Annotated in this window: 24 protein-coding genes; 13 read left to right on the forward strand and 11 right to left on the reverse strand. The window is 67.4% G+C overall.

Translation table 11 applies throughout. The annotated features are described in order from the left end of the window. Positions 1-56: 56 nt before the first annotated feature. From QMO14_RS08880 to QMO14_RS08900, 5 genes are all read right to left on the reverse strand, one after another. Positions 57-2363 carry a methyl-accepting chemotaxis protein gene (locus QMO14_RS08880; RefSeq protein ID WP_301506147.1) on the reverse strand — a complete coding sequence of 769 codons (2307 nt, stop codon included), beginning with the start codon at positions 2361-2363 and terminating at the stop codon, positions 57-59. Positions 2364-2408: 45 nt separating this feature from the next. Beyond that, positions 2409-2942: a chemotaxis protein CheW gene (locus QMO14_RS08885; protein ID WP_301506149.1), complete on the reverse strand. Its 534-nt coding sequence runs from the start codon at positions 2940-2942 to the stop codon at positions 2409-2411. A gap of 19 nt (positions 2943-2961) precedes the next feature. Then, positions 2962-3327 carry a PleD family two-component system response regulator gene (locus tag QMO14_RS08890; protein ID WP_301506151.1) on the reverse strand — a complete coding sequence of 122 codons (366 nt, stop codon included), beginning with the start codon at positions 3325-3327 and terminating at the stop codon, positions 2962-2964. Next, positions 3327-3725 carry a PleD family two-component system response regulator gene (locus tag QMO14_RS08895; protein WP_093205631.1) on the reverse strand — a complete coding sequence of 133 codons (399 nt, stop codon included), beginning with the start codon at positions 3723-3725 and terminating at the stop codon, positions 3327-3329. The genes QMO14_RS08890 and QMO14_RS08895 overlap by 1 nt, the downstream gene beginning before the upstream one ends. 84 nt (positions 3726-3809) lie before the next feature. Next, on the reverse strand, positions 3810-3980 hold the full coding sequence (locus tag QMO14_RS08900; RefSeq protein ID WP_007838397.1) for a rubredoxin: 171 nt from the start codon (positions 3978-3980) through the stop codon (positions 3810-3812). 111 nt (positions 3981-4091) lie between these two features. Between QMO14_RS08900 and QMO14_RS08905 the strand changes: the two genes are divergently transcribed. From QMO14_RS08905 to QMO14_RS08915, 3 genes are all read left to right on the forward strand, one after another. Further along, on the forward strand, positions 4092-5054 hold the full coding sequence (locus QMO14_RS08905) for a bifunctional hydroxymethylpyrimidine kinase/phosphomethylpyrimidine kinase (RefSeq protein WP_301506171.1): 963 nt from the start codon (positions 4092-4094) through the stop codon (positions 5052-5054). Positions 5055-5179: 125 nt separating this feature from the next. Beyond that, entirely contained in the window at positions 5180-6466 is a 1287-nt protein-coding gene (gene hemL, locus QMO14_RS08910) for a glutamate-1-semialdehyde 2,1-aminomutase (protein ID WP_301506173.1), read from the forward strand. Between the two features lie 5 nt (positions 6467-6471). Further along, positions 6472-6957, forward strand: coding sequence for a hypothetical protein (locus QMO14_RS08915; protein WP_301506174.1), 486 nt, complete (start codon positions 6472-6474; stop codon positions 6955-6957). Between the two features lie 108 nt (positions 6958-7065). Here QMO14_RS08915 and purH read toward each other — a convergent pair whose 3' ends face one another. The 3 genes from purH to dusB are packed head-to-tail and all read right to left on the reverse strand — an operon-like array spanning position 7066 to position 10034. Next, positions 7066-8697: a bifunctional phosphoribosylaminoimidazolecarboxamide formyltransferase/IMP cyclohydrolase gene (purH, locus tag QMO14_RS08920; protein ID WP_301506176.1), complete on the reverse strand. Its 1632-nt coding sequence runs from the start codon at positions 8695-8697 to the stop codon at positions 7066-7068. A gap of 16 nt (positions 8698-8713) precedes the next feature. Next, the gene (locus QMO14_RS08925; RefSeq protein WP_007838304.1) at positions 8714-8950 is read right to left on the reverse strand and encodes a Fis family transcriptional regulator; all 237 of its coding nucleotides are present in this window, start codon (positions 8948-8950) and stop codon (positions 8714-8716) included. Positions 8951-8969: 19 nt separating this feature from the next. Beyond that, the gene (gene dusB / locus QMO14_RS08930) at positions 8970-10034 is read right to left on the reverse strand and encodes a tRNA dihydrouridine synthase DusB (RefSeq protein WP_301506185.1); all 1065 of its coding nucleotides are present in this window, start codon (positions 10032-10034) and stop codon (positions 8970-8972) included. 175 nt (positions 10035-10209) lie between these two features. On the opposite strand from dusB, the gene QMO14_RS08935 reads away from it, so the two are divergent. Then, complete coding sequence (locus tag QMO14_RS08935) at positions 10210-10680, forward strand: YqaA family protein (RefSeq protein WP_301506187.1); 471 nt, start codon at positions 10210-10212, stop codon at positions 10678-10680. A 73-nt stretch (positions 10681-10753) separates the two neighbouring features. Here QMO14_RS08935 and QMO14_RS08940 read toward each other — a convergent pair whose 3' ends face one another. Further along, entirely contained in the window at positions 10754-11428 is a 675-nt protein-coding gene (locus QMO14_RS08940) for a glutathione S-transferase (RefSeq protein ID WP_301506189.1), read from the reverse strand. Positions 11429-11608: 180 nt separating this feature from the next. After that, complete coding sequence (gene ychF / locus QMO14_RS08945) at positions 11609-12700, reverse strand: redox-regulated ATPase YchF (RefSeq protein WP_301506191.1); 1092 nt, start codon at positions 12698-12700, stop codon at positions 11609-11611. Between the two features lie 209 nt (positions 12701-12909). Between ychF and QMO14_RS08950 the strand changes: the two genes are divergently transcribed. The 6 genes from QMO14_RS08950 (at position 12910) to rbsD (ending at position 19055) form a co-directional block, all read left to right on the forward strand. After that, complete coding sequence (locus QMO14_RS08950) at positions 12910-13854, forward strand: sugar ABC transporter substrate-binding protein (RefSeq protein ID WP_301506193.1); 945 nt, start codon at positions 12910-12912, stop codon at positions 13852-13854. Positions 13855-13970: 116 nt separating this feature from the next. After that, positions 13971-15569, forward strand: a complete 1599-nt coding sequence (locus tag QMO14_RS08955; protein ID WP_301506195.1) for a sugar ABC transporter ATP-binding protein — start codon at positions 13971-13973, stop codon at positions 15567-15569. Continuing rightward, entirely contained in the window at positions 15566-16558 is a 993-nt protein-coding gene (locus QMO14_RS08960) for an ABC transporter permease (RefSeq protein WP_301506197.1), read from the forward strand. Before QMO14_RS08955 ends, QMO14_RS08960 begins: the two co-directional genes overlap by 4 nt. Before the next feature lie 36 nt (positions 16559-16594). After that, positions 16595-17692 (forward strand): LacI family DNA-binding transcriptional regulator, encoded by a 1098-nt coding sequence (locus QMO14_RS08965; RefSeq protein WP_301506199.1) that lies wholly within the window; start codon positions 16595-16597, stop codon positions 17690-17692. Further along, positions 17689-18663 carry a ribokinase gene (rbsK, locus tag QMO14_RS08970; protein ID WP_301506201.1) on the forward strand — a complete coding sequence of 325 codons (975 nt, stop codon included), beginning with the start codon at positions 17689-17691 and terminating at the stop codon, positions 18661-18663. The genes QMO14_RS08965 and rbsK overlap by 4 nt, the downstream gene beginning before the upstream one ends. Continuing rightward, entirely contained in the window at positions 18660-19055 is a 396-nt protein-coding gene (rbsD, locus tag QMO14_RS08975) for a D-ribose pyranase (RefSeq protein WP_301506203.1), read from the forward strand. The genes rbsK and rbsD overlap by 4 nt, the downstream gene beginning before the upstream one ends. A 22-nt stretch (positions 19056-19077) precedes the next feature. On the opposite strand, the gene QMO14_RS08980 is transcribed toward rbsD, so the two are convergent. Continuing rightward, positions 19078-19959 (reverse strand): MOSC domain-containing protein, encoded by an 882-nt coding sequence (locus QMO14_RS08980; RefSeq protein WP_301506206.1) that lies wholly within the window; start codon positions 19957-19959, stop codon positions 19078-19080. A gap of 119 nt (positions 19960-20078) precedes the next feature. On the opposite strand from QMO14_RS08980, the gene QMO14_RS08985 reads away from it, so the two are divergent. The 3 genes from QMO14_RS08985 to QMO14_RS08995 are packed head-to-tail and all read left to right on the forward strand — an operon-like array spanning position 20079 to position 23798. Beyond that, a complete protein-coding gene (locus QMO14_RS08985; RefSeq protein ID WP_301506208.1) occupies positions 20079-21206 on the forward strand; it encodes an FAD-dependent monooxygenase in 1128 nt (375 codons plus the stop codon). 40 nt (positions 21207-21246) lie between these two features. Further along, positions 21247-21969 carry a DsbC family protein gene (locus QMO14_RS08990; RefSeq protein WP_301506210.1) on the forward strand — a complete coding sequence of 241 codons (723 nt, stop codon included), beginning with the start codon at positions 21247-21249 and terminating at the stop codon, positions 21967-21969. Beyond that, positions 21969-23798 carry a M61 family metallopeptidase gene (locus tag QMO14_RS08995; RefSeq protein ID WP_301506212.1) on the forward strand — a complete coding sequence of 610 codons (1830 nt, stop codon included), beginning with the start codon at positions 21969-21971 and terminating at the stop codon, positions 23796-23798. The genes QMO14_RS08990 and QMO14_RS08995 overlap by 1 nt, the downstream gene beginning before the upstream one ends. Positions 23799-23807: the final 9 nt, after the last annotated feature.

The raw sequence follows: 23807 nt of genomic DNA on the forward strand, positions 1-23807 counted from the left end.
TGAGACGGTTGCCGCAGCCACACGAAGGGGTGTGCGAAGGCCGGGGGAGAGCGCCATCACGCAATCTTGAAACGGGCCACGGAACGACGGAGTTCCTCGGCCATCTGCGACAGTTCGCGCACCTGCTGCGCCGTGGTGCGCGTTCCCTCGCCGGTCTGTTCCGTCACGGCAAAAATGTGCTGGATGTTCGCGGCCACCACGTTGGCCGAATCGGCTTCGCGGGAGGCGGATTGCGAAATCTGCTCGATCAGGTCGGCGAGTCGGCGCGACACGCGGTCGATCTCGGACAGCGCGGTACCCGCGTTGTCGGACAGCTTGGCCCCTTCGACCACACCCTGCGTGGAACGCTCCATGGCGCCCACCGCGTCCTGCGTGTCGGTCTGAATCGCCTTCACCAGCGCCGAGATCTGGCGCGTGGCGTCAGCGGAGCGTTCGGCCAGTCGCTGGACTTCTTCCGCCACCACCGAGAAGCCCCGGCCGGCTTCACCGGCGGACGCTGCCTGAATGGCCGCGTTCAGAGCCAGCACGTTCGTCTGTTCGGTAATGTCGGAGATCAGCTCGGTGATTTCGCCGATCTCCTGCGAGGATTCGCCCAGGCGCTTGATCCGCTTGGAGGTTTCCTGGATCTGGTCGCGGATGGAGTTCATGCCGCCGATGGCGTTCTGCACGGCCTGCAGGCCCGAGGACGCAGCCTGCAGCGACTGGCGCGCCACCGTGGCCGACTCTTGCGCCTGTGTGGACACGCCGTTGATTCGCTCGGCCATGGTCAGCACCGACTGGCCGGTTTCGCGAATTTCGCGCAGCTGTTCGGTCGACGCCGCCAGCAGTTCGGTCGAGGTGCTTTCCACCTGCGACGTCGTCTGCGCCACGCGGGTCGCCGTGTTCTGCACGTTGCCCACCAGCAGCCGCAGTTCTTCCACCGTGTAGTTCACCGAGTCGGCGATGGCGCCGGTGATGTCCTCGGTCACGGTGGCTTCCTGCGTCAGGTCGCCTTCGGCCACTGTCTGCAGTTCGTTCATCAGCCGGAGAATGGCGGCCTGGTTGGCGTTGTTCACGCGGCCGGCTTCGTCGGAAGCCTGTTCGGCGGCCAGGCGCTCGCGTTCGGCGATGGCGGCACGTTCACGGCCTTCGCGCACCTGCACGAAACCGATGCCGCCCGCGAGTGCCAGTGCGGCCAGCGACAGCACGAACAGCAGCACGATGGTGCCGGCGCCCAGGCCGGTGCGGGCGGAGAGCTTGTCCTGCAGGTCGCCCAGCGATTTACGCAGTGGCTCGCTGTCGGTCAGGATCGATGCCTGCGCTTCGCGCGCGGCCACCAGGCCCTGCAGGTTGCCCAGAATGGCCGATGCCTGCGTGCGCATCTGTTCGTAGGTCTTCAGGATGGCCTCGAGCTGCTCTCGCGTCTGCGGGTCCTTCGAGCCGGGGAAGCGCTGCTGCGCATTGCCGTCGAGCAGGCCGCGGGTGGTTTCCTGGAAGGTGTTCAGGTCCTTGCCCAACAGGAACACGGCGTCGGGGTTCACGCCCTCGACCGTGAAGAACTCGTTGGTCGACTTGCCGATGCGCTGCGTCAGCATCACGAGCTGGCCGGCGGCCGAGATCTCGGGCAGCGTGGCGTTCTGCTGCATCTTCAGCGAGGCGACGGTTTCGGTCATCTCGAGCAGCGTGGACGACTGCTGGTTGATGTCGCGCAGGGCGGCGCCCACCTGCGTCAGGATCTGTCGCTGGGCCAGCACGACCTTGGCGCTGGCGTCGGCACGGGCAACGAGGGGATTGATCTTGTTCATCTCCTCGTCGTACTGGTTGCCCACGCGCTCCAGGCGCAGGGAGTCGTCGCCGTTGGTCAGGCCCTGCACGCGGCGCGTGAGGTCGTCCGCGGCGTCCTTCACTTCGACGAAGGCCGAAGGGCTGCCCACGAGGGCCTGCGAGATCGACTTGGCGAGGCGCTGCGACTGCATCAGCGACTGGCCGGTGGCCGCCACCTGCTGCGCGAGGCGTTCGGCGCGAAGAATTGCGGAGCCTGCGACCAGCAGCAGCAGCAGCACCACGATCGCCAGCATGATGGCCAGGATACGCTGCTGCTTCGCCGGGTTGGAGCCCACGCGGCCGCCTCCGAGGTCGGGCGCGATCTCGGCAGCCGCGGCGCCGGGTTCGTTGGCGGCATCGCCGCCGCCGGGCAGGTCGACGTCGCCGAAGCTGGTGTCGGGTGCACCGGCCTTGCGGTCTATGCGCACGGTCTTCTCGTCCGGAACCTGGACGGTGTCGACATCGTCGAGCGATATCGAACCGGAGCCATCGACGCGGGCCTTGTCGTTCCCGTTGCTCACGGGCAGTAATTTCTTGAACTTGTCGGCGATCGAGCTCACGGTCGGTCCTTCAGGTGGTTTCCGGTACGGCGTGCGGGGGCACTGCTACGCACCAATACTCAAAAACTGGGGTTGCTGCGAAAGCGCCTGCAGGTTGACTTCCTGCCAGCGTTCCCCCGCTGCATCGGTAAACACATGCCCATGCCAGGCAGGTGCTTCTGCGCCAGGGGGCTCGGACGCCGTGAAGGCCTCCGCCCCCCGCAACCCCGCCAGTCGATCGACCAGCAATGCGCAGTTGACTTCGAGCAGCTCGTTGAAAGCAACGAGCCGCGACTGGATGCGCGCCGCCTCGGTGGCGGCCAGCGCGCCCGGGGTGCCGGTGGCGAACGCCGAAAGCTGCACGACGCCGTAGAGACCGCCGCGCAGGTTGGCAACGCCCAGGAACCACGGCTCCGTATAGGGCACGGGCTGCGGCGGCGTCCAGGGAAAGATTTCGCCGGCGTGTCCCAGCGGAAAGAGGTATTTGCCCTCGCCGGCCTCGACCGCCAGCCAGGTGGCGGCCACGCCCGTCGTGCGGGCGGCCTGCAGGCGGCTCGCCAGCCGGGACTGGAAGGCTCTCAGAGCATCGCGATTCGCCATGGACTCGGCAGGCTTTCGCTCAGTTCAGCGCGCTGATCTTGGACATCAGGTCGGCGGCGTTGACCGGCTTCACGATGTAGTCGCGCGCGCCCTGGCGCATGCCCCAGACGCGGTCGGTTTCCTGGTTCTTGCTGGTGCACAGGATGATCGGGATCGCGGCGTACTTCGGGTCGCGGGCGATGGCGCGCGTGAGCTGGAAGCCGTTCTGGCCGGGCATGACCACGTCCATGAGGATGAGGTCGGGGTGCTCTTCCTCGAGGCGGCGCATGGCGTCGTCGGCGTTTTCGGCCGTCTTGACGGCAAAGCCGTTCTTCTGGAGGAGGTCGGACAGGAACATCAGTTCCGTCTTGGAATCGTCGACGACGAGGATTTTGCGAATGGGCATTACTGCACTTCCTGTTGAACGGTGCCAAACTGCTGCACGGCCTGCAGCAGTTGGTCTTTGGTGAAAGGCTTGGTCAGGTAGTCCTGGGAACCGACCATGCGGCCGCGGGCCTTGTCGAATACACCGTCTTTCGAAGACAGCATGACGACCGGGACGTTGGAAAAATGGGCGTTGCGCTTGATGATGGCGCAGGTCTGATAGCCGTCGAGCCGCGGCATCAGGATGTCGCAGAAAATCAGGTGCGGCTTGTGGTCGTTAACCTTGGAGAGCGCGTCGAAGCCGTCTTCCGCGAGAAGAACCTCGTGCCCGCCCTGCTTCAGAAAAATCTCGGCACTGCGCCGGATGGTGTTGCTGTCGTCGATGACCAGCACCTTGTAACCAGATCCATTCGGGCCCATTGCAAACGCTCCTGCTCATGAGACTTGGAAGCCCGCCGCGCCGAACACCGACGCAGACCGCGTAGCTCTATCTATGCCATGCTTTCAGATTTCAACCATTTCGAAGTCTTCCTTGCGCGCACCGCACTCAGGACAGGTCCAGTTCATCGGAACATCGGCCCAGGCCGTGCCTGCCGCGATGCCGTCTTCCGGTACACCAACCGCTTCGTCATAGATCCACCCACAAATCAGGCACATCCAAGTTTTCGTATTCATCGGAGCTTAAAGTCCTTGTTCATTAAATGCAACGAGTGTATCTATGCGTATCTCTCTGGCAGACTGTAAACGTCGCGCCTATGCCACCATCCAGAGGATTCCGCACGGCGTATGACCATCTACTTACTTCCAGCAGACAACGCCCGTAAACCGGGCGATCTTAACGACCCCTCGCAGGATGACGGCGAGTTGGCCGAACGCGACCTGAATCCCCCCTGCGTGCTGGTGTTCAACGCCAGCGATCCCAGCGGCGCGGGCGGCCTGGGCGCCGATGCCCTGGCCATGGGGTCGGTAGGCGCACACATCCTGCCGGTGGTCACGGGCGCTTACGCCCGCGACACGGCAGAGATTTTCGACTACTTCCCCTTCGACGAGGAGGCCATCGCCGAGCAGGCGCGCTCGATCCTCGAGGACGTGGAGGTCCAGCTGATCAAGGTCGGCTTCGCCGGCACCACCGAGGCGCTCAGCACCATCGCGGAAACCGCCGCCGACTATCCGGAGGTGCCCGTGGTGGCCTACATGCCCAACCTGTCGTGGTGGGACGAGAACCTGATCGAGCCCTATCTGGACGCTTTCCGCGAGCTCGTCCTGCCCCAGACGACAGTGTTGGTTGGAAACCACAGCACCCTGTGGCGCTGGCTGCTTCCGGACTGGAACGGCGAGCGCCCGCCCGGTGCGCGCGACATCGCCAAGGCCGCTGGCGAGTTCGGCGTGCCCTACACGCTGGTGACCGGACTGGTGCTGCCCGAGCAGTTCATCGACAACGTGCTGGCCTCGCCGCAGTCGGTACTCGCCAGCGAGAAATACGAGCGGCTCGAGGCCGTCTTCGCCGGCGCGGGCGATACCCTGTCGGCCGCGCTGGCCGCCCTGCTCGCCAGCGGCACCGACCTCGTGGCCGCGACCACCGAGGCCCTGGCCTACATGGACCGCTGTCTCGACGCGGGCTTCCGCCCGGGCATGGGCCACGTGCTGCCCGACCGCCTCTTCTGGGCCGAACCCGAGGCCGATGAAGGCGACGAGGATCCCGACGCCCCGCCGGATTTCGCCCTCCCCCCTCACGACACCCGACACTGAAATGTTGCTCGCCCCCAGGCTGCGCGCACTTCGTGTCGCTTCGCCAACCCCCTGCCCGGGGGCGGGCCGGCCGCTTCGGGCGGCCGTGCGCGGCGGCCCCCACTGAAAAACCTGCTTGAGTCCCGATGCCACACACTGACCGCAACGACATTCTTTTCGAGCGCGCCCGCGCCGTGATTCCCGGCGGCGTGAACTCGCCCGTGCGCGCCTTCAAGGCCGTGGGCGGCACGCCCCGCTTCGTCCAGCGCGCCCAGGGCGCCTATTTCTGGGACGCCAACGACAAGCGCTACATCGACTACATCGGCTCATGGGGCCCGATGATCCTGGGCCACGGCCACCCCGCCGTGGTCGAGGCCGTGCAGAAGGCCGTGCTCGAAGGCTTCTCCTACGGCGCGCCGACCGAGCGCGAGGTCGAACTGGCCGAGGCCATCCTCGCGCTGGTGCCGTCGATGGAGATGGTGCGGCTGGTCAGCTCGGGCACCGAGGCTGCCATGAGCGCACTGCGCCTGGCGCGCGGCGCCACCGGCCGCAAGAGCATCATCAAGTTCGAAGGCTGCTACCACGGCCATGCCGACGCGCTGCTGGTGAAGGCCGGCTCCGGCCTCGCCACCTTCGGCAACCCGACCTCCGCAGGCGTGCCGCCCGAGGTGGTGCAGCACACCATCGTGCTCGAGTACAACAACCTGCCGCAGCTGGAGGAAGCCTTCGCGCTGCACGGCAAGGACATCGCCTGCCTGATGATCGAGGCCATCGCCGGCAACATGAATTTCGTGCGCGCCACGCCCGAATTCGCGCGCCGCTGCCGCGAGCTGTGCACGCAGCATGGCGCCCTGCTGGTCTTCGACGAGGTGATGACGGGCTTCCGCGTGGGCCTGCACGGTGCGCAAGGCGTGCTGGGCATCAAGCCCGACCTCACGGTGCTCGGCAAGGTCATCGGCGGCGGCATGCCGCTCGCGGCCTTCGGCGGCCCGCGCGCGATCATGGAACAGCTCGCGCCGCTGGGGCCGGTCTACCAGGCCGGCACGCTGTCGGGCAACCCGGTGGCCACGGCCTGCGGGCTCGCCACGCTGAAGGAGATCGCGAAGCCCGGTTTCTACGAAGCGCTCGGCAAGAAGACGCGATCGCTGGTCGACGGGCTCAAGGCAGCCGCCGCAGCCGAAGGCCAGCCCTTCAGCGCCGACAGCGAAGGCGGCATGTTCGGCTTCTTCCTGATGAAGGACCTGCCGCAAAACTATGCCACCGTGATGACAACCGACAACGCGAAATTCAATGCGTTGTTTCATGGTTTGCTGGATCGCGGCGTGTATATTGCGCCCGCGCTTTACGAAGCAGGTTTCGTGAGCGCAGCCCACAGCGACGACGACATCGCCGCCACCATCGAAGCGGCACGACAAATCTTCAGGACACCCTAGCCATCATGAACTTCCTGCGCACGCTGCCGGCCTTGAGCATCGCTCTTCTCATTCCCGGCTTCGCAGCGGCGCAGGACTCGTCCTTCGATCCGAAGAAGATCTGGATCAACCCCGGTTTCTATTCGGCGCACTTCGACAGCGGCAAGGGGCTGGAGAACGTCAACCAGGGACTGGGTTTCGAGTACCCGCTGAACGACACATTCCGCGTCACGGCGGGCACCTTCCGCAACAGCGATCGGCGGCAGTCGAACTACGTGGGGCTGTATGCGCTGCCCTTCGAGTTCTATGGCGTGAAGTTCGGCGCGGTGGTGGGCGGCTTCGACGGCTACCCCAACTACCGCAACGGCAACTGGTTCCCCGCCATCCTTCCGGTGGCCGCCATCGAGGGCAAGAACTGGGGCCTCAACATCGCCTACGTGCCCACGATCAAGAACCGGTTGTACGGCGCCTTAACCTTCCAGCTGAAGTACCGTTTCGGCACCCACGAGTAGACAGCCAGTTCCAGGAACACCGCGGAACCGGCTTTGCCGGGCCGCAGGTGTTGCCCCCTTGAGGGGGAAGGAGAAGCGACACGCAGCGCGCGAAGCCTGGGGGTGGGCTCAATGCCTGAAGTGCCGCACGCCCGACAGCACCATCACCACGCCGCGTTCGTCGGCAGCGTCGATGACCTCCTGGTCGCGCATCGAGCCGCCCGGCTGGATCACGCAGCTCGCGCCCGCGTCGACCACCACGTCGAGGCCGTCGCGGAACGGGAAGAAGGCGTCGCTGGCCACTGCGGTGTCCTTCAGCGACAGGCCAGCATGCTCGGCCTTGATGCTGGCGATGCGCGCCGAATCGAGACGGCTCATCTGGCCGGCGCCCACGCCCATGGTCATGCCGTTGGCGCAGAAGACGATCGCGTTGCTCTTCACGTACTTGGCGACCTTCCATGCGAAGAGCAGGTCCTGCAGCTGCTGCGGCGTGGGCTGCTTCTTGCTGACCACCTTGAGGTCGCTGGCGGCGAGCTCGTGGTTGTCGGCGGTCTGGATCAGCAGGCCCGAGCCGACGCGCTTGACGTCCATGGCGTTGCGGCCGTTGTCCCAGTCGGTCGCGCCGCCACGGGAGCCAGGCGACCCTGCGGTCGCGGGCAGTGCGATTTCCAGCACGCGCACGTTGAGCTTGGCCTTGGTGGCCTGGAACACTTCGAGCGCCTCGGGCGTGTAGCCGGGCGCCATCAGCACTTCGACGAACTGCTTGGCGATTTCCTGTGCGGTCGCGCCGTCCACAGGGCGGTTGAAGGCGATGATGCCGCCGAAGGCCGAGGTCGGATCGGTCTTGAAGGCCTTGCCGTAAGCCTCGGCAGCGTCCTTGCCGATGGCCACGCCGCAGGGGTTGGCGTGCTTCACGATCACGCAGGCGGGCACGTCGAAGCTCTTCACGCATTCCCATGCCGCGTCGGCATCGGCGATGTTGTTGTAGCTCAGCTCCTTGCCCTGCAGCTGCTTCGCCGACACCAGCGAACCGGGCGCCGGATGCAGGTCGCGGTAGAAGGCGGCCTGCTGGTGCGGGTTCTCGCCGTAGCGCAGGTCCTGCACCTTCACGAAGCGGCCGTTGCTCTGCGCCGGGAAGAGCGAACGCTTGGGCGCGGCCTGGCCGATGCTGGCGTCGAAGTCGATGGCCGAAAGGTAATCGCTGATCGCGCCGTCGTAGTCGGCGATGCGGTTGAACGCGGCCACCGAGAACGCGAACTTGGTCTTGTCGCTGAGCTTGCCGCCGTCCTTCAGCTCGGCCAGCGCCACGGCGTACTGCGAGGAGTCGGTGAGCACGCCCACGTCCTTCCAGTTCTTGGCCGCGCTGCGCACCATGGCCGGGCCGCCGATGTCGATGTTCTCGATCGCGTCTTCCAGCGTGCAGCCGGGCTTGGCCACGGTGGCCTCGAACGGGTAGAGGTTGACCACCAGCAGGTCGATGGTGTCGATGCCGTGCTCCTTGATGGCGGCGACGTGCGCGGGCAGGTCGCGGCGCGCGAGCAGGCCGCCGTGGATCTTCGGGTGCAGCGTCTTCACGCGGCCGTCGAGCATTTCGGGAAAGCCGGTGTGGTCGGCCACCTCGGTGACGGGCAGGCCCGCATCGGCGAGCAGCTTGGCGGTGCCGCCGGTGGACAGCAGCTTGATGCCCAGCGCATGCAGCGCCTGTGCGAATTCGAGAATGCCGGTCTTGTCGGAAACGGAGATGAGTGCTGTCTGGGCCATTGGATATGCCGTGGGGTTATTTCAAAAGTTTGTGTTCGACCAGCTTCTTGCGAAGCGTGTTGCGGTTCAGGCCCAGCCATTGCGCGGCCTTCGACTGATTGCCCTCGGCGCGCGTCATCACGACATCGAGCAGCGGCTTCTCGACCACGCGCACGAGCATCTCGTACATGCCGTCGGGTTCGGTGCCGCGCAGATCGCGAAAGTAACTGTCCAGACTGGTGCGCACGCAGTCCTCGATGTGCTTCTTGCTCATTGCTTCTTCTTTTCCTCTCTCAATGGACGGCGCAGGCCGCCTCCTCTTCTTCGCCCGGAGCGTCGCCGTCCTCCAGGCGCTGCACGGGCATGCGGTCCATGTGGTCCGCCAGCCCGTCGAAATAGTCGCCGACCGCGCGCAGCTGCTCGGCACAGTCTTCAATGATGTTCATGCGTGCGCGAAACGCCTCGCCGTCGGGCAGCGTCCGCACGTACCAGCCGATGTGCTTGCGCGCCGTGCGCACACCGCTGTAGTCGCCGTACAGCGCATAGTGCTCCACGAGATGGTCGAGCAGCAAGCGGCGCACCTCCACCACCAGCGGCGGCGCGCGGTGCGTGCCGGTTTCGAGGAAGTGCGCGATCTCGCGGAAGATCCACGGCCGGCCCTGCGCGGCGCGGCCGACCATCACCGCATCGGCGCCGGTGGCCGCGAGCACGTCGCGCGCCTTCTCGGGTGAATTGATGTCGCCGTTGGCCACCACCGGCACGCGCACCGCGGCCTTCACGGCGGCGATGGTGTCGTATTCGGCGAAGCCCTTGTAGCCCTGCTCGCGCGTGCGTCCGTGCACGGTGAGCATCTGCACGCCGGCCGATTCGAAGTCGCGCGCCAGCTTCACCGCGTTGCGCTGCTCTTCGCTCCAGCCGGTGCGCATCTTGAGCGTGACCGGCACGCCGAAGGGCTGCGCCGCGTCGACCACGGCCTGCACGATCTCGAGCGCCAGCGGCTCGTCGCGCATCAGCGCCGAGCCAGCCCACTTGTTGCAGACCTTCTTGGCCGGGCAGCCCATGTTGATGTCGATGATCTGCGCGCCGCGCTCGATGTTGTAGACCGTGGCCTCCGCCATCATCGCGGCGTCGGTGCCGGCGATCTGCACCGCAATGGGGCCCGGTTCGCCGTCGTGGTTGGCGCGGCGCGAAGTCTTGAGCGAACCCCAAAGTTCCTTGCGCGAGGTGACCATCTCGCTGACCGCGTAGCCCGCGCCGAGTTCGCGGCACAGCATGCGGAAGGGCCGGTCCGTCACGCCGGCCATGGGCGCGACGAACAGGCGGTTTTCCAGCGTGTGGTTGCCGATCTGCAAGGTCATTTGGAAGGGGGAGCGTGCGCGTTCGGCTGCTGAAAAATGAGGCACGATTGTAGCCACGCCGCATTTCAGCGACTGAAACGATTTGCGCCTCGGTACCCCGTACAAATACCGGTGCGCGCCGGGGCTTTCTCCCACGCGATTGCGACGCTGGCGCTGCCTATACTGCGCCGACCCTATGCAAGCCTGGCTCGACTCTCTCCTCGCTCTGCTGGCACTGCCGCAGTACGGCCTCTCCACATTGTTCGTGGCGGCCTTCGTCTCGGCGACGCTTCTGCCGGTGGGCTCCGAGCCCTTTCTCTTCGGGCTGCTGAAGCTCAACCCCGATATGTTCTGGCCCGCCATCGCAGTGGCGACCGTGGGCAATACGCTGGGCGGTGCGGTCGACTGGTGGATGGGCTACGGCGCGCACAAGGTGGCCGACAAATACTCGCACTCGAAACATCATGTGCGCGTTCTGGGCTGGCTCGAGAAGCTCGGCCCGAAGGCCTGCCTGCTGAGCTGGCTGCCGCTGGTGGGAGATCCGCTGTGCGCGGTGGCGGGCTGGATCAAGCTGCCGTTCTGGCCCTGCGTGGCCTACATGGCGATCGGGAAATTCCTGCGCTACGTCACGATGACGGTCGCGCTGCTGCACGTGTTCCCGTCGTAGCCGTTGCTCGCAGCGAAGCTTCGCACCACGTGTCGCTTCGCCAGACCGCTGCCGGGTGCGGCACTCAAGAAACTCAGTTCAGCAGCTCGTAGGGCCCGCCGCGCTCCAGGGCACGCTTGTAGGCGGGGCGCGAATGGATGCGCTCCAGATAAGCCATGAGCTTCGGCCGCTTCGCATCGAGCCCGCCGCGCGCCCTCGCGGCCTCGACCACGAAGCTCATCTGGATGTCCGCGCCCGTGAACGCATCGCCGGCAAACCACTCACTCTTGCCGAGTTCAGCCTCCATGTAGTTCAAGTGGCTCGCGATGTTCGGATTGATGAACGCCGACTTCGTCTTCGCCGCGATCGCCTTGGCCACCGGCCTCGCGAAGAAGGGCATCCTGCTCGTCTCGATGCGGTCGAAGATCAGCTTCATCAACAGCGGCGACATCGCCGTGCCTTCCGCGAAATGCATCCAGTAGCGATAGCGCAACGCTTCCGGCGAACCCGCCGCGGGTGCAAGACGGCCGTTGCCGTAGCGCTCGATCACCGTCTCGATGATCGCGCCCGACTCCGCGAGCGTGAGTCCGTCATCCGTCGTGACAACCGGTGACTTTCCCAGCGGATGAATGGCCCGCAGCGAAGCGGGCGCCAACATGGTCTTCGGATCGCGCTGGTAATGCACGATCTCGTAGGGCAGCTCCAGCTCTTCGAGCAGCCAGAGCACGCGTTGCGAGCGGGAGTTGTTGAGGTGGTGGACGGTGAGCATGGGGCTGGCCTTGGGAGCAGAGACGGGGCGCGCGGAGTCTATCCAACAACGCCTTCAAAAGCCCGAAGGAGCCCTTTCGCGAAACACCGAGGAACCGGCTTTGCCGGGCCTCAGGTGTTGCCCCCGGTAGGGGGAAGGCGAAGCGACACGAAGTGCGCGAAGCCTGGGGGGCGAGCCTTGTCACGAGCTGAACAGGAAGTTCATCACGTCGCCATCCTTCACGACGTATTCCTTGCCTTCCGAACGCATCTTCCCCGCGTCCTTCGCGCCCTGCTCGCCCTTGAAGGCGATGTAGTCCTCGAAAGCGATGGTCTGGGCGCGGATGTAGCCCTTCTCGAAGTCGCCGTGGATCACGCCAGCGGCCTGCGGGCCGGTGTCGCCGATGTGGATGGTCCAGGCGCGCACTTCCTTCACGCCGGCGGTGAAGTAGGTCTGCAGGCCCAGCAGCTTGAAGGCGGCGCGGATCAGGCGGTTCAGGCCCGGCTCTTCCTGGCCGATCTCGGCCAGGAACATCTTCTTGTCCTCGTCGTCCATCTCGGCCAGGTCGGCTTCGATCTTGGCGCAGATGGCGACCACGGGCGCGCCCTGCCTGGCGGCGTATTCGCGCAGGCGGTCGAGGTACGGGTTGTTCTCGAAGCCGTCTTCCGACACGTTGCCCACGAACATCGCGGGCTTGGCGGTGATGAGCGTGAAGCTCTTGACCAGCGGCAGCTCTTCCTTGGTGAACTCGAGCGCGCGCACCGGCGTGTTCTCGTTCAGCGCGGCCTGGCAGCGCTCGAGCAGGCCGACCAGTTTCTGCGCGTCCTTGTCGCCCGAGCGGGCGACCTTGGTGTGGCGGTGCAGCGCCTTCTCGACCGTGGCGAGGTCGGCCAGGCACAGTTCGGTCTGGATCACTTCGATGTCGGAGATCGGGTCGACCTTGCCGGCCACGTGGATCACGTTCTCGTCGTCGAAGCAGCGCACCACGTTGACGGTGGCGTCGGTCTCGCGGATGTGGGCCAGGAACTTGTTGCCCAGGCCTTCGCCGGTGCTGGCGCCGGCCACCAGGCCGGCGATGTCGACGAACTCGACGATGGCGGGCACCACGCGTTCGGGCTTGACGATCTCGCTGAGCTGGTCGAGGCGCGGATCGGGCACTTCCACCACGCCCACGTTCGGCTCGATGGTGCAGAAGGGATAGTTCTCCGCCGCGATGCCGGCCTTGGTCAGCGCGTTGAAAAGAGTGGATTTACCGACGTTGGGCAGGCCGACGATGCCGCATTGCAAACTCATGGGAGGTCCTCTTGGATAACCGCGAATTTTAGGCGAGCATGCTTTCGCGCCCGCCGGACAGGTCTTCGGCCAGCATTTGTTCCACGGGAAGCATCAGGGAAAGACCCGACTGGCAAACGTTTGCGCAAACGTTTCCCTCGGTTAACATCGACGCCCCCGGCCAAGACCGGCGCACCGTTCCGATCAACCCATCCCAGGAGACATCCACCATGAAGTTCACCCGCCGTACCCTGCAAAGCGCTGCCGCATTGACGCTGCTGGGCGCCATGGCCGGAACGCCCGTTTTCGCGCAGGAAAAGCCCAAGGTCGCGCTGGTCATGAAGTCGCTGGCCAACGAATTCTTCCGCACCATGGAAGACGGCGCCAAGGCGCACCAGAAGGCCCACGCCTCCGAATACACGCTGGTGGCCAACGGCATCAAGGACGAAACCGATACCGCCGCGCAGATCAAGATGGTCGAGCAGATGGTGGCACAGAAGATCAACGCGCTGGTCATCGCGCCGGCCGATTCGAAGGCGCTGGTGCCGGTCATCAAGACGGCCATCGACAAGGGCATCCTGGTGGTGAACATCGACAACCAGCTCGACGCCGCCGCGCTCAAGGAAAAGGGCATCCAGGTGCCCTTCGTCGGCCCCGACAACCGTGCCGGCGCCAAGCTGGTGGGCGACGCGCTTGCCAAGGAGCTGAAGGCGGGCGACAAGGTCGGCATCATCGAAGGCGTGTCGACCACCTTCAATGCGCAGCAGCGCACGCTGGGCTACCAGGACGCGATGAAGGCCGCCGGCGTGACGGTGGTGGGCGTGCAGTCCGGCCAGTGGGAAATCGACAAGGGCAACACCGTGGCCGCCGGCATGCTGCGCGAGCACCCCGACCTGAAGGCGCTGCTCGCCGGCAACGACAGCATGGCGCTGGGCGCCGTGGCCGCCGTCAAGGCTGCCGGCAAGACCGGCAAGGTGCTGGTGGTGGGCTACGACAACATCGGCGCCATCAAGCCGATGCTCAAGGATGGCCGCGTGCTCGCCACCGCCGACCAGTTCGCCGCCAAGCAGGCCGTGTTCGGCATCGAGACCGCGCTGAAGGCCATTGCCGACAAGAAGAAGCAGTCGGAGATGCCCGCCGAAGTGAAGACCGACGTGGTGCTGGTCACGAAGTAATGCTCGCCCCCAGGCTTCGCGCACTTCGTGTCGCTTCGCCTTCCCCCTACCGGGGGCAACACCTGCGGCCCGGCGGAGCCGGTTCCGCGGTGTTTCTGGAATAAGGTTGCCAATCGATGGCTGATAACAATCGCAGCGCGCCCGTGCTCTCGCTGAGCACCATGGGCAAGGACTATGCGGCGCCGGTGCTGGACGACGTCTCGCTCGTGCTCAACCCCGGCGAAGTGCTGGCCCTCACGGGCGAGAACGGCGCCGGCAAGAGCACCCTGTCGAAGATCGTCTGCGGCCTGGTGCAGCCCACGCGCGGCCAGATGCTGCTCGACGGCAAGCCCTTCGCTCCCACCTCGCGCCGCGACGCCGAGCGCCTGGGCGTGCGCATGGTCATGCAGGAGCTGGGCCTCGTCACCACGCTGTCGGTGGCCGAGAACCTGCTGCTCGACCGACTGCCCAACAAGACCGGCTGGATCCGCCGCGGCAAGCTGCATGAGCTGGCCGCGCGCCAGCTCGCCAAGATCGGCATGCAGAACATCGACCCGGCCACGCCCGTGGCGCGGCTGGGCATCGGCCAGCAGCAGATGGTGGAGATCGCGCGCAACCTGCAGGACGACACGCGCGTGCTGGTGCTGGACGAGCCCACCGCCATGCTCACGCCGCGCGAGACCTCGCACCTCTTCGAGCAGATCGACCTGCTGAAGGCACGCGGCGTGGCCATCGTGTACGTGTCGCACCGCCTGGAAGAACTGCAGCGCATCGCCGACCGCGTGGCGGTGCTGCGCGACGGCCGGCTGGTGGATGTGCGCGCCATGGCCGGCGTGCGCGAATCCGAGCTGGTGCAGCGCATGGTCGGCCGGGCGGTGCACGAGCACGAGGGCCGCGACCGCCGCGTGGCAGGCCCGGTGCTGCTGAGCGCGCGCGGCATCGGCCGGGCGCAGGTCGTTCGCGACGTCGACATCGACCTGCGCGCGGGCGAAGTCATGGGCCTGGCCGGCCTCGTCGGCTCGGGCCGTACCGAACTGGTGCGCCTGCTCTTCGGCGCCGACCGCGCCGATCGCGGCGAGATCACGCTGCACGCCGACGGCCAGGCCACCCACCACGTCCGCAAGGGCTGGCGCTCGCCGATGCAGGCCATCCGCGCCGGCATCGGCCTCGTCACGGAAGACCGCAAGTCGCAGGGCCTGCTGCTGCCGCAGTCGATCCGCGTCAACGCCACGCTCAGCGACCTGGGCGCGATCTCGCACGCCGGCTGGCTGCAGGGCGCCAAGGAGCGCGGCATCGCGCGCAAGCTGGTGGAGCTGCTTCGCATCCGCTCGCGCAGCATCGAGCAGCCGGTTTCCACGCTCAGCGGCGGCAACCAGCAGAAGGTGGTGTTCGCGCGCTGGCTGCACCGCGAATGCAAGGTGCTGCTGCTGGACGAACCCACGCGCGGCGTGGACGTGGGCGCGCGCGCCGACCTCTACGCCGAGCTCGACCGCATGACCGACGCCGGCAAGGCGCTGCTGATGGTCTCGAGCGACCTGCGCGAACTGATGGCCATGTGCGACCGCATCGGCGTGATGAGCGCCGGCCGCCTGGTCGCGGTGTTCGAGCGCGGAGAATGGACCGAACAATCGCTGCTGGCCGCGGCATTCAGCGACGCGACAGGACACGCAGCAGCCAATCCGCCGACGGCATCCCCAGTTTCCGACCCGACCCCGGTCACCGCCGACACACCATGAACGCCGCCTCCAAGACATCCAACACGCCGCCCGTGCCCTCCGCGCTGAAGGGCCAGCTCGGCACCTACCTGGGCCTCACGGTCGTGCTCGTGGGCATGATCGCGCTCTTCGGATCGCTCAGCGAATACTTCCTGACGCGCGAGACCTTCGTCTCCATCGCCAACGAAATCCCCGCGCTGGCCGTGATGGCGGTCGGCATGACCTTCGTGCTGATCATCGCGGGCATCGACCTGTCGGTGGGCTCGGTGCTGGCGCTCAGCGCGGCCGTCACGGCCGCCGCCATCCTCGAATGGAAGCTCTCGGTGCCGCTGGCCGCCGCGCTCGGACTGGCCACGGGCCTGGTCTGCGGCACGGTCACCGGCGCGGTGTCGGTGGCCTGGCGGCTGCCGAGCTTCATCGTGTCGCTGGGCATGCTCGAAGCCGTGCGCGGCGGCGCCTACCTCGTGACCGATTCGCGCACGCAGTACGTGGGCGACGCCATCTCCGGCCTGGCCGCGCCGTGGATCGGCGGCATCTCCGCCGCCTTCGTGCTGGCGGTGGTGCTGGTGGTCATCGGGCAACTGGTGCTCACGCGCACCGTGTTCGGCCGCCACGTGGTGGGCATCGGCACCAACGAAGAAGCGATGCGCCTTGCGGGCGTCGATCCGCGTCCGATCCGCATCATCGTGTTCGCCGTCACCGGGCTGCTGGCCGGGCTCGCGGGACTGATGCAGTCGGCCCGCCTCGAAGCCGCCGACCCGAACGCGGGCGTGGGCATCGAGCTGCAGGTGATCGCGGCCGTGGTCATCGGCGGCACCAGCCTGATGGGCGGACGCGGCTCGGTCGTCAACACCTTCTTCGGCGTGCTGATCATCGCGGTGCTCGAAGCCGGCCTCGCGCAGGTGGGGGCGAGCGAGCCGAGCAAGCGGATCATCACCGGCGCCGTGATCGTTGTGGCGGTCATCATCGACACACTGCGCCAGCGCCGGGCGGAACGCCGCCTGGCCTGAGCACGCCCTCGCACACCCAGACAACAGGAACGAACCATGGCCACCATCAAGGACGTCGCGCTGAAGGCGGAGGTTTCCGTCACCACGGTCTCGCACGTGGTCAACGACACCCGCCACGTGAGCGCCAAGGTGCGCGAACGGGTGGAGCTCGCCATCCGCGAACTGGGCTACGTGCCCAACGCGATGGCGCGCAGCCTGAAGAGCAACACGACCTCGACGCTGGGCATGCTCATTCCCAACAGTTCGAACCCCTACTTCGCCGAGATCGTGCGCATCGTGGAAGACCGCTGCTTCGGCGCCGGCTACACGCTGGTGCTGTGCAACACCGACGATGAGCCCCGCCGCCAGAGCGTGTACCTGCAGGTGCTGGCCGAGCGCCGCATCGACGGGCTGATCGTGGTGTCGACCGGCGAGAGCGGCGACAACGACCTGGCGAAGCAGCTCAACGGCCTGCGCGTGCCGACCGTGCTGGTCGACCGCGAGATCGCCAACCCCGTCTGCGATCTGGTCGAGACCGCCCACATGCAGGGCGGCCTGCTCGCCGTGCGGCACCTGCTGTCGCTGGGCCACAAGCGCATCGCCTGCATCGGCGGCCCGGTGGGCGTGATGCCCAGCGAGCAGCGCATCGAAGGCTGGCGCATGGCGCTGGCCGAGGCCGGTGCCGCGCCCGGAATCGCCAGCACCGACTCGCTCCTATGGCGCGGCGGCTTCACCAGCCAGGGCGGCTACGAGGCGATGCACGCCATCCTGCGCACCGAGCAGAAGCCCTCGGCCGTGTTCGTGTGCAACGACCTGATGGCCATCGGCGCCTTGCGCGCGGCGCACGAAAGCGGCGTGCGCGTGCCCGACGAACTCTCGATCGTCGGCTTCGACGACATCGAGCTCTCGGCCTACACCAGTCCCGCGCTCACCACCGTCGCGCAGCCCAAGGAGCGCATCGGCGCGCTGGCGGTCGACATGCTGCTGGAGCGCGTGGGCGGCAAGCGCCGCGACGCGCGCAAGGTGGTGCTGCAGCCCGAGCTGTGCGTGCGCGCCTCCACCGCGCGCCACGCGAGCTTCCGCGAAGCCCCCGCTCCCGCACCGGCGGCCGCCGAAACGCCCTCCCCGCAAACCCGAAAGTCCCGCACCTCGTGAGCCTGAAGCCTTCTTCCAGCAGCAGCAAGAGCGCCGCCGGAGCACCGCGCATCGTGGTGTTCGGCAGTCTCAACATGGACCTGGTCGTGCGCGTGCCGCACGCGCCGGCCGCGGGCGAGACCCTGCTGGGCCACTCGATTTCCGACATTCCCGGCGGCAAGGGCGCCAACCAGGCCGTGAGCTGCGCGCGCGAAGGCGGCAGCGTGCGGATGATCGGCTGCGTCGGCGACGACGCGCACGGCAAGGCCCTGCGCGATTCGCTGGAGCGCGACGGCATCGACACCACCGCCCTGCGCACCGTGGCCGGCGAGCCCACGGGCACGGCGCTGATCCTGGTGGAGGACGGCGGGCAGAACCGCATCGTGATGATTCCCGGCGCCAACGCCCGGCTGGAGGCCGACGAGGCCGCGCTGAAGCAGCAGGTGCAGGGCGCCGCCTTCCTGGTGGCGCAGTTCGAGACGCCGCTGGATCAGGTAGCGCGCGCCATCGCGGTGGCGCATGGGGCGGGCTGCAAGGTGCTGCTGAACCCGTCGCCCGTACAGCCCATCGCCGAGCCGCTGTGGTCGAAGATCGATACGCTGGTCGTCAACGAGATCGAGGCGAAGACACTGTGCGGCCAGTCCGCCGACAGCCCAGAGGAAGCCGCGCAGGCTGGCCAGGCGCTGCGCGCCAGGGGCATCGCGCGCGTGGTGGTCACGCTGGGCTCGCGCGGCGCGGTGGCCGTCGATGTCGATGGCGCGCGCCATCACCCCGCACCGAAGGTGAAGGCGGTCGACACCACGGCCGCCGGCGACACCTTCCTGGGCGCGCTCGCCGTCGCGCTGGGCGAGGGCCAGGGCTTCGACGAGGCCGTGCGCCTGGGCATCCGCGCCGCGGCGCTGTGCATCCAGCAGCCCGGCGCCCAGCCTTCCATTCCGCGGCGCGACGCCGTGCTGAGCAGCCCCATGCCACCCGACTGGATCAAGCTTTGAAACGCACCGCCCTGCTGCACGCCGAACTGTCCCACGTGATCGCCTCACTGGGCCATGGCGACATGCTGGTGCTCGGCGACGCCGGCCTGCCCATTCCCGATGGTCCGCGCCGCATCGACCTCGCGGTGGCGCGCGGCGTGCCGCAGCTCGACGAGGTGCTGCAGGCCGTGCTGTCGGAGATGCAGGTGGAAGGCATCGTGATCGCCGACGAGGCCCTGACCGGCAACGAAAAGAAGCTGCCGGGCTGGTACCCGCAATCGCTGGGCATCGAGCCCCGGACGGTGTCGCACGAGGAATTCAAGCGCCGCACCGCCAAGGCCCGCGCCATGGTGCGCACGGGCGAATGCACGCCCTACGCGAACATCATCCTGATCGCAGGGGTGAAGTTCTGAGGCGCCAACCGGGCGCCGACTTTCATTCGAACTTGTAGTTCGCGCCCACCGGCTGCCCGACCTTGAGCGTGTGCTCCACGCCCTGGATCACGATGCAGTTCATGCCGAAGGTGATGCCGCCGTCCACGCGCGCGTCGGCGCGGTAGGTGCGCAGCGTGTTGCCGACTTCGGGACTGCTCAACGCGGTGGCCGGGTCGATGTCGGGAATCGGGCAGCGCGTGCAGGGCTTGACAGGGCGCAGCTCGGCCTCGCCCTCGCCCGTGGTGATGTGCAGCGCGTCGACGCGGTCCTCGTCGTGCGACTCGATGCCCGCGAGCACGATGTTGGGACGGAAGCGCTCGATGCCCACGGCCCCGTGGCCTTGCGCCGCGAGGCGGTCGTTGAGCTCGGCCAGCGAGCCCTCGCTCGCCACCAGCAGCGCGTAGCCGTCGGCGAATTGGGTCTGCGACTCCACGCCGTCGGTCCACTTCAGGCTCGACAGGCGCTTGTGCTCGGGGTCGAAGCGCACGAGGCGCAGTGTCTGCGGCTTGCCGGGCTCCGAGAGGAAGTCGCTGAACCATTGCGCGGCGATGTCGCCCATGTCGTAGGCGGCGACTTCGTCCTTCCACACGCGCACCCGCACCGGCTTCTCGACCCGGTCGAAGGCCAGGTGCAGCGCCAGCATGCCGGGCGCGCGCAGCACCACCTCGGTGTGCTTCATCTGCGGCTTGATCAGCGCCATGCGCGGCAGCTGCCGCTGGGTGACGAACTCGCCCTGCGCGTCGACCACCATCCAGGCCCGGTCGAACTCCATGCCCGTCTCGGTCAGCAGCATTTCGGGAAGCTCGACGCCGGCGCAGGACTTCACTGGATAGACGAACAGGCGCGAGATGGTGGCCTGGAGATCGAAGGCGGGCTGGGACACGGTGGGGTTTCCTTGAAATTCGGCCGCAATTGTCCCGTATCGCGGCGGCGGCAAGACCTTGGCCCCCGAGGGAAAGGCCCCGGGGGCCGAGTCGGACGGGCAACTCCTACAATCGTTTCATGGCTCCCCCCCCAGAAGTTTGCATTCGCGGCGCCGGCATCGTCGGCCGTACGCTGGCCCTGCTGCTCGCACGCGAGCGCGTGCGCGTCGCGCTGGTGGTGCCGCCCGCCACGCAGGGCAAGGAAGACATCCGCGCTTATGCGCTCAACACGGCTTCGCGCGCACTGCTCGAATCGCTGCGCGCCTGGCCCGACGCGGCCCATGCCACGGCCGTGCGCGAAATGCTGGTGCATGGCGACGAAGGCGGCCGGGTGCAGTTCAGCGCCGCGCGCCAGAAGGTCGATGCGCTGGCATGGATCGTCGACGTGCCCGCGCTCGAAAAGCAATTGGCCGACGCGGTGCGCTTCCAGCCCCTCATCGAAGTCGTGGCCGAGCCCGTGGCGGCGCCGCTCACCGTGGTGTGCGAAGGCAAGTCCAGCACCACGCGCGAGGCGCTCGGCGTGAGCTACGAGGTCACGCGCTATCCGCAGCACGCGATCGCGGCGCGGCTGGAAGCGGCGCAGACGCACGACGGCATCGCGCGCCAGTGGTTCAACGACAAGGGCGAAGTGCTCGCGCTGCTGCCGCTGGACGGCACGCACGGCAAGACAGTCGCGCTGGTTTGGTCGGCCGACCAGCTGCGCGCGCCCCAGTTGCTCGCGCAGGGCGATGAAGAGTTCTCCGCCGCCGTCACCGAGGCCAGCCACAACGCGCTCGGCACGCTCAGGCTCACCAGCGAGCGCGCTGCCTGGCCGCTGGCCCGCGCCATCGCCGACCGCTGGACCGGCAGCATGCCCGGCCAGCCGAACCGCTCATGGGCGCTGGCGGGCGACGCGGCCCACACGGTGCACCCGCTGGCCGGCCAGGGCCTGAACCTGGGCCTGGCCGACGCGGCTGCGCTGGCCGACGTGATCAAGAACCGCGACTACTGGCGCAGCGTGGGCGATGCTCGCCTGCTGCGCCGCTACGAACGCGCCCGCCGCGCCGATGTGCTGCAGATGAGCCTCGCGACCGACGGGCTGCAGCAGCTCTTCGCGCACGACCTGGGCCCGCTGCAGGCGCTGCGCAACTGGGGTATGCGTGGTTTCGACCGCACGCGCCTCGTCAAGCACTGGCTCACCGCGCAGGCCATGGGCCTGAAGGCCTGACGCCACCCCATCTTCTCGAATCGAACCAACGGATCTCCCGATGACACTCGCACGTAACCTTCTTCTCGCCGCCTGCACGCTCGGCGCGGTCGTGACCGCCACCGCAGGCGAAGCCGAGATCCGCAAGAACCTGCCCTCGCGCATTCCGCAGTTCCCGGCCATCGACGAAGTGTCGAAGTCGCCGATCCCGGGTGTGTACGAAGTGCGCGTGAACGGCTCGCAGATCTTCTACACCGATGAGCAGGGCAACTACCTCATCCAGGGCAACCTGATCGACGTCAAGTCGCGCAAGAACCTGACCGAGGAGCGCGTCGAGAAGCTCAGCGCCGTCGCCTTCGACCAGCTGCCGCTGAAGGACTCGATCAAGATCGTGCGCGGCAACGGCAAGCGCAAGCTCGCGGTCTTCGAAGACCCGAACTGCGGCTACTGCAAGCGCTTCGAAAAAGACATGAAGACGGTCGACAACGTCACCGTGTACCTGTTCCTGTACCCCGTGCTCGGCCCCGATTCGAACGTCAAGTCGCGCGACATCTGGTGCAGCAAGGACAAGGGCAAGGCCTGGGGCGACTGGATGGAATCGAGCACCCGCCCGGCCACCGCCCCCGCGAGCTGCGACGTGACCGCGCTGCAGCGCAACGTCGAGTTCGGCCGCAAGTACAACATCACCGGCACGCCCACGCTGATCTTCAGCGACGGCACGCGCACGCCGGGCGCCATTCCCGCGGAGCAGGTCGAGAAGCAACTCGCCGCATCGTCCAGCTGATGGCGACGAAGGCCACAGCGCAGCACGCGGCAGGCGTGCGCTATCGCGTCGAATGCGCCGACCCGCACGCGCATCTGTTCGGCGTCACCCTCACCATCGACGCGCCCGCGGCGCAGCAGCGCGYGTCGCTGCCGGTGTGGATTCCGGGCAGCTACCTGATCCGCGAGTTCGCCAAGAACCTGCAGGGCCTGCGCGCCACGCAGGGCCGCCGCAAGCCGGCGCTGACCCAGCTCGACAAATGCAGCTGGCTGGTCGAATGCACGCCGGGCCAGCCGCTGGTGCTGAACTACCAGGTCTGCGCCTACGACAACTCGGTGCGCACCGCCTGGCTGGACGCAGAGCGCGGCTTCTTCAACGGCACCAGCGTGTGCCTGCGCGTCGAGGGCCAGACCGAAACGCCGCACGCAATGGAGATCGTCGCGCCCGCGCATGCCGGCGGCGACAGCGCGCGCTGGTCGTGCGCCACCGCGCTCGTTGCGCTGAAGGCCGACAAGCACGGCTTCGGCAGCTACCTCGCCTCGGGCTACGACGAACTGGCCGACAGCCCCGTCGAGATGGGTGCTTTCTGGAGCGCCGACTTCGAGGCCTGCGGCGTGCCGCACCGCTTCGTGGTCGCCGGCGCCGCGGCGTCGTTCGACGGTGACAGGCTCATCGCCGACACCAGGGCCATCTGCGAAGCAGAGATGCGCTTCTGGCACGGAGACAAGGTCGGCAAGCGCGGCGGTCCGAAGCCGCCGATCGACCGCTACGTGTTCATGCTCAACGTGGTCGACGACGGCTACGGCGGGCTCGAGCACCGCCATTCCACCGCGCTGATCTGCAACCGCCGCGACCTGCCGCAGCTGGGCGAGAAGAAGAAGCAGCCCGATGGCTACACCACGCTGCTGGGGCTCATCAGCCACGAGTATTTCCATACCTGGAACGTCAAGCGCATGCGGCCGGCGGAGTTCGCGCGCTACGACTACAGCCAGGAGAACTACACGCAGCTGCTGTGGTTCTTCGAAGGCTTCACCAGCTACTACGACGACCTGCTGCTGCGCCGCGCCGGGCGCATCGACGACGCGGGCTACCTGCGCCTGCTGAACAAGACCATCAACCAGGTCATGCAGACGCCGGGCCGGCTGGTACAGCCGGTGGCCGACGCGAGCTTCGACGCCTGGGTCAAGTACTACCGCCAGGACGAGCAGACGCCCAACAGCACGGTGAGCTACTACACCAAGGGCGCGCTGGTGGCGCTGTGCCTCGACCTCACGCTGCGCCACGAAGGCAAGGGCACGCTCGACGACGTGATGCGCCACCTGTGGAAGCACAGCGAGGGCGGGCCGATCAGCGAGCAGGATATCGCGGCCGCGCTCGAAGCCGTGAGCGGCCGCTCGTACAAGGCGGAGCTGGCGCGCTGGGTGCACTCGACCGAAGAGCTGCCGCTCGGGCAACTGCTGCGCTCGCACGGCGTGGCCACGCTGGAAGACCCGTCGCAGCAGGCGCAGGCGCTGGGCCTGCGCGTGGCCGAGGCCAGCGGCAGCGTGCAGGTGAAGGTGGTGCTGCGCGGCGGCGCCGCCGAAAAGGCCGGCTTCTCCGCGAACGACGAGTGGATCGGCATCGAACTGCCCGCCACCGGCAAGAAGGGCCAGCAGCGACCGGCGCAGGCCTGGCGCATCGCCAAGCTCGACGACCTGGCGCTCTACCTGGGCGATGCGACAAAGTGCACGGCCATCGTGGCGCGCGACCGCAAGCTGATCAGGCTGCCGCTGACGCTGCCAACCGGCGCGACCACCTGGCGGCTGTTCTCGCACGACGCCGGCAAGGTGACGAACTGGCTGGCCGGCTAGCCAGACGGC

The sequence above is a fragment of the Variovorax sp. CAN15 genome (genome assembly GCF_030462475.1).
Taxonomy (GTDB): Bacteria; Pseudomonadota; Gammaproteobacteria; order Burkholderiales; family Burkholderiaceae_C; genus Variovorax.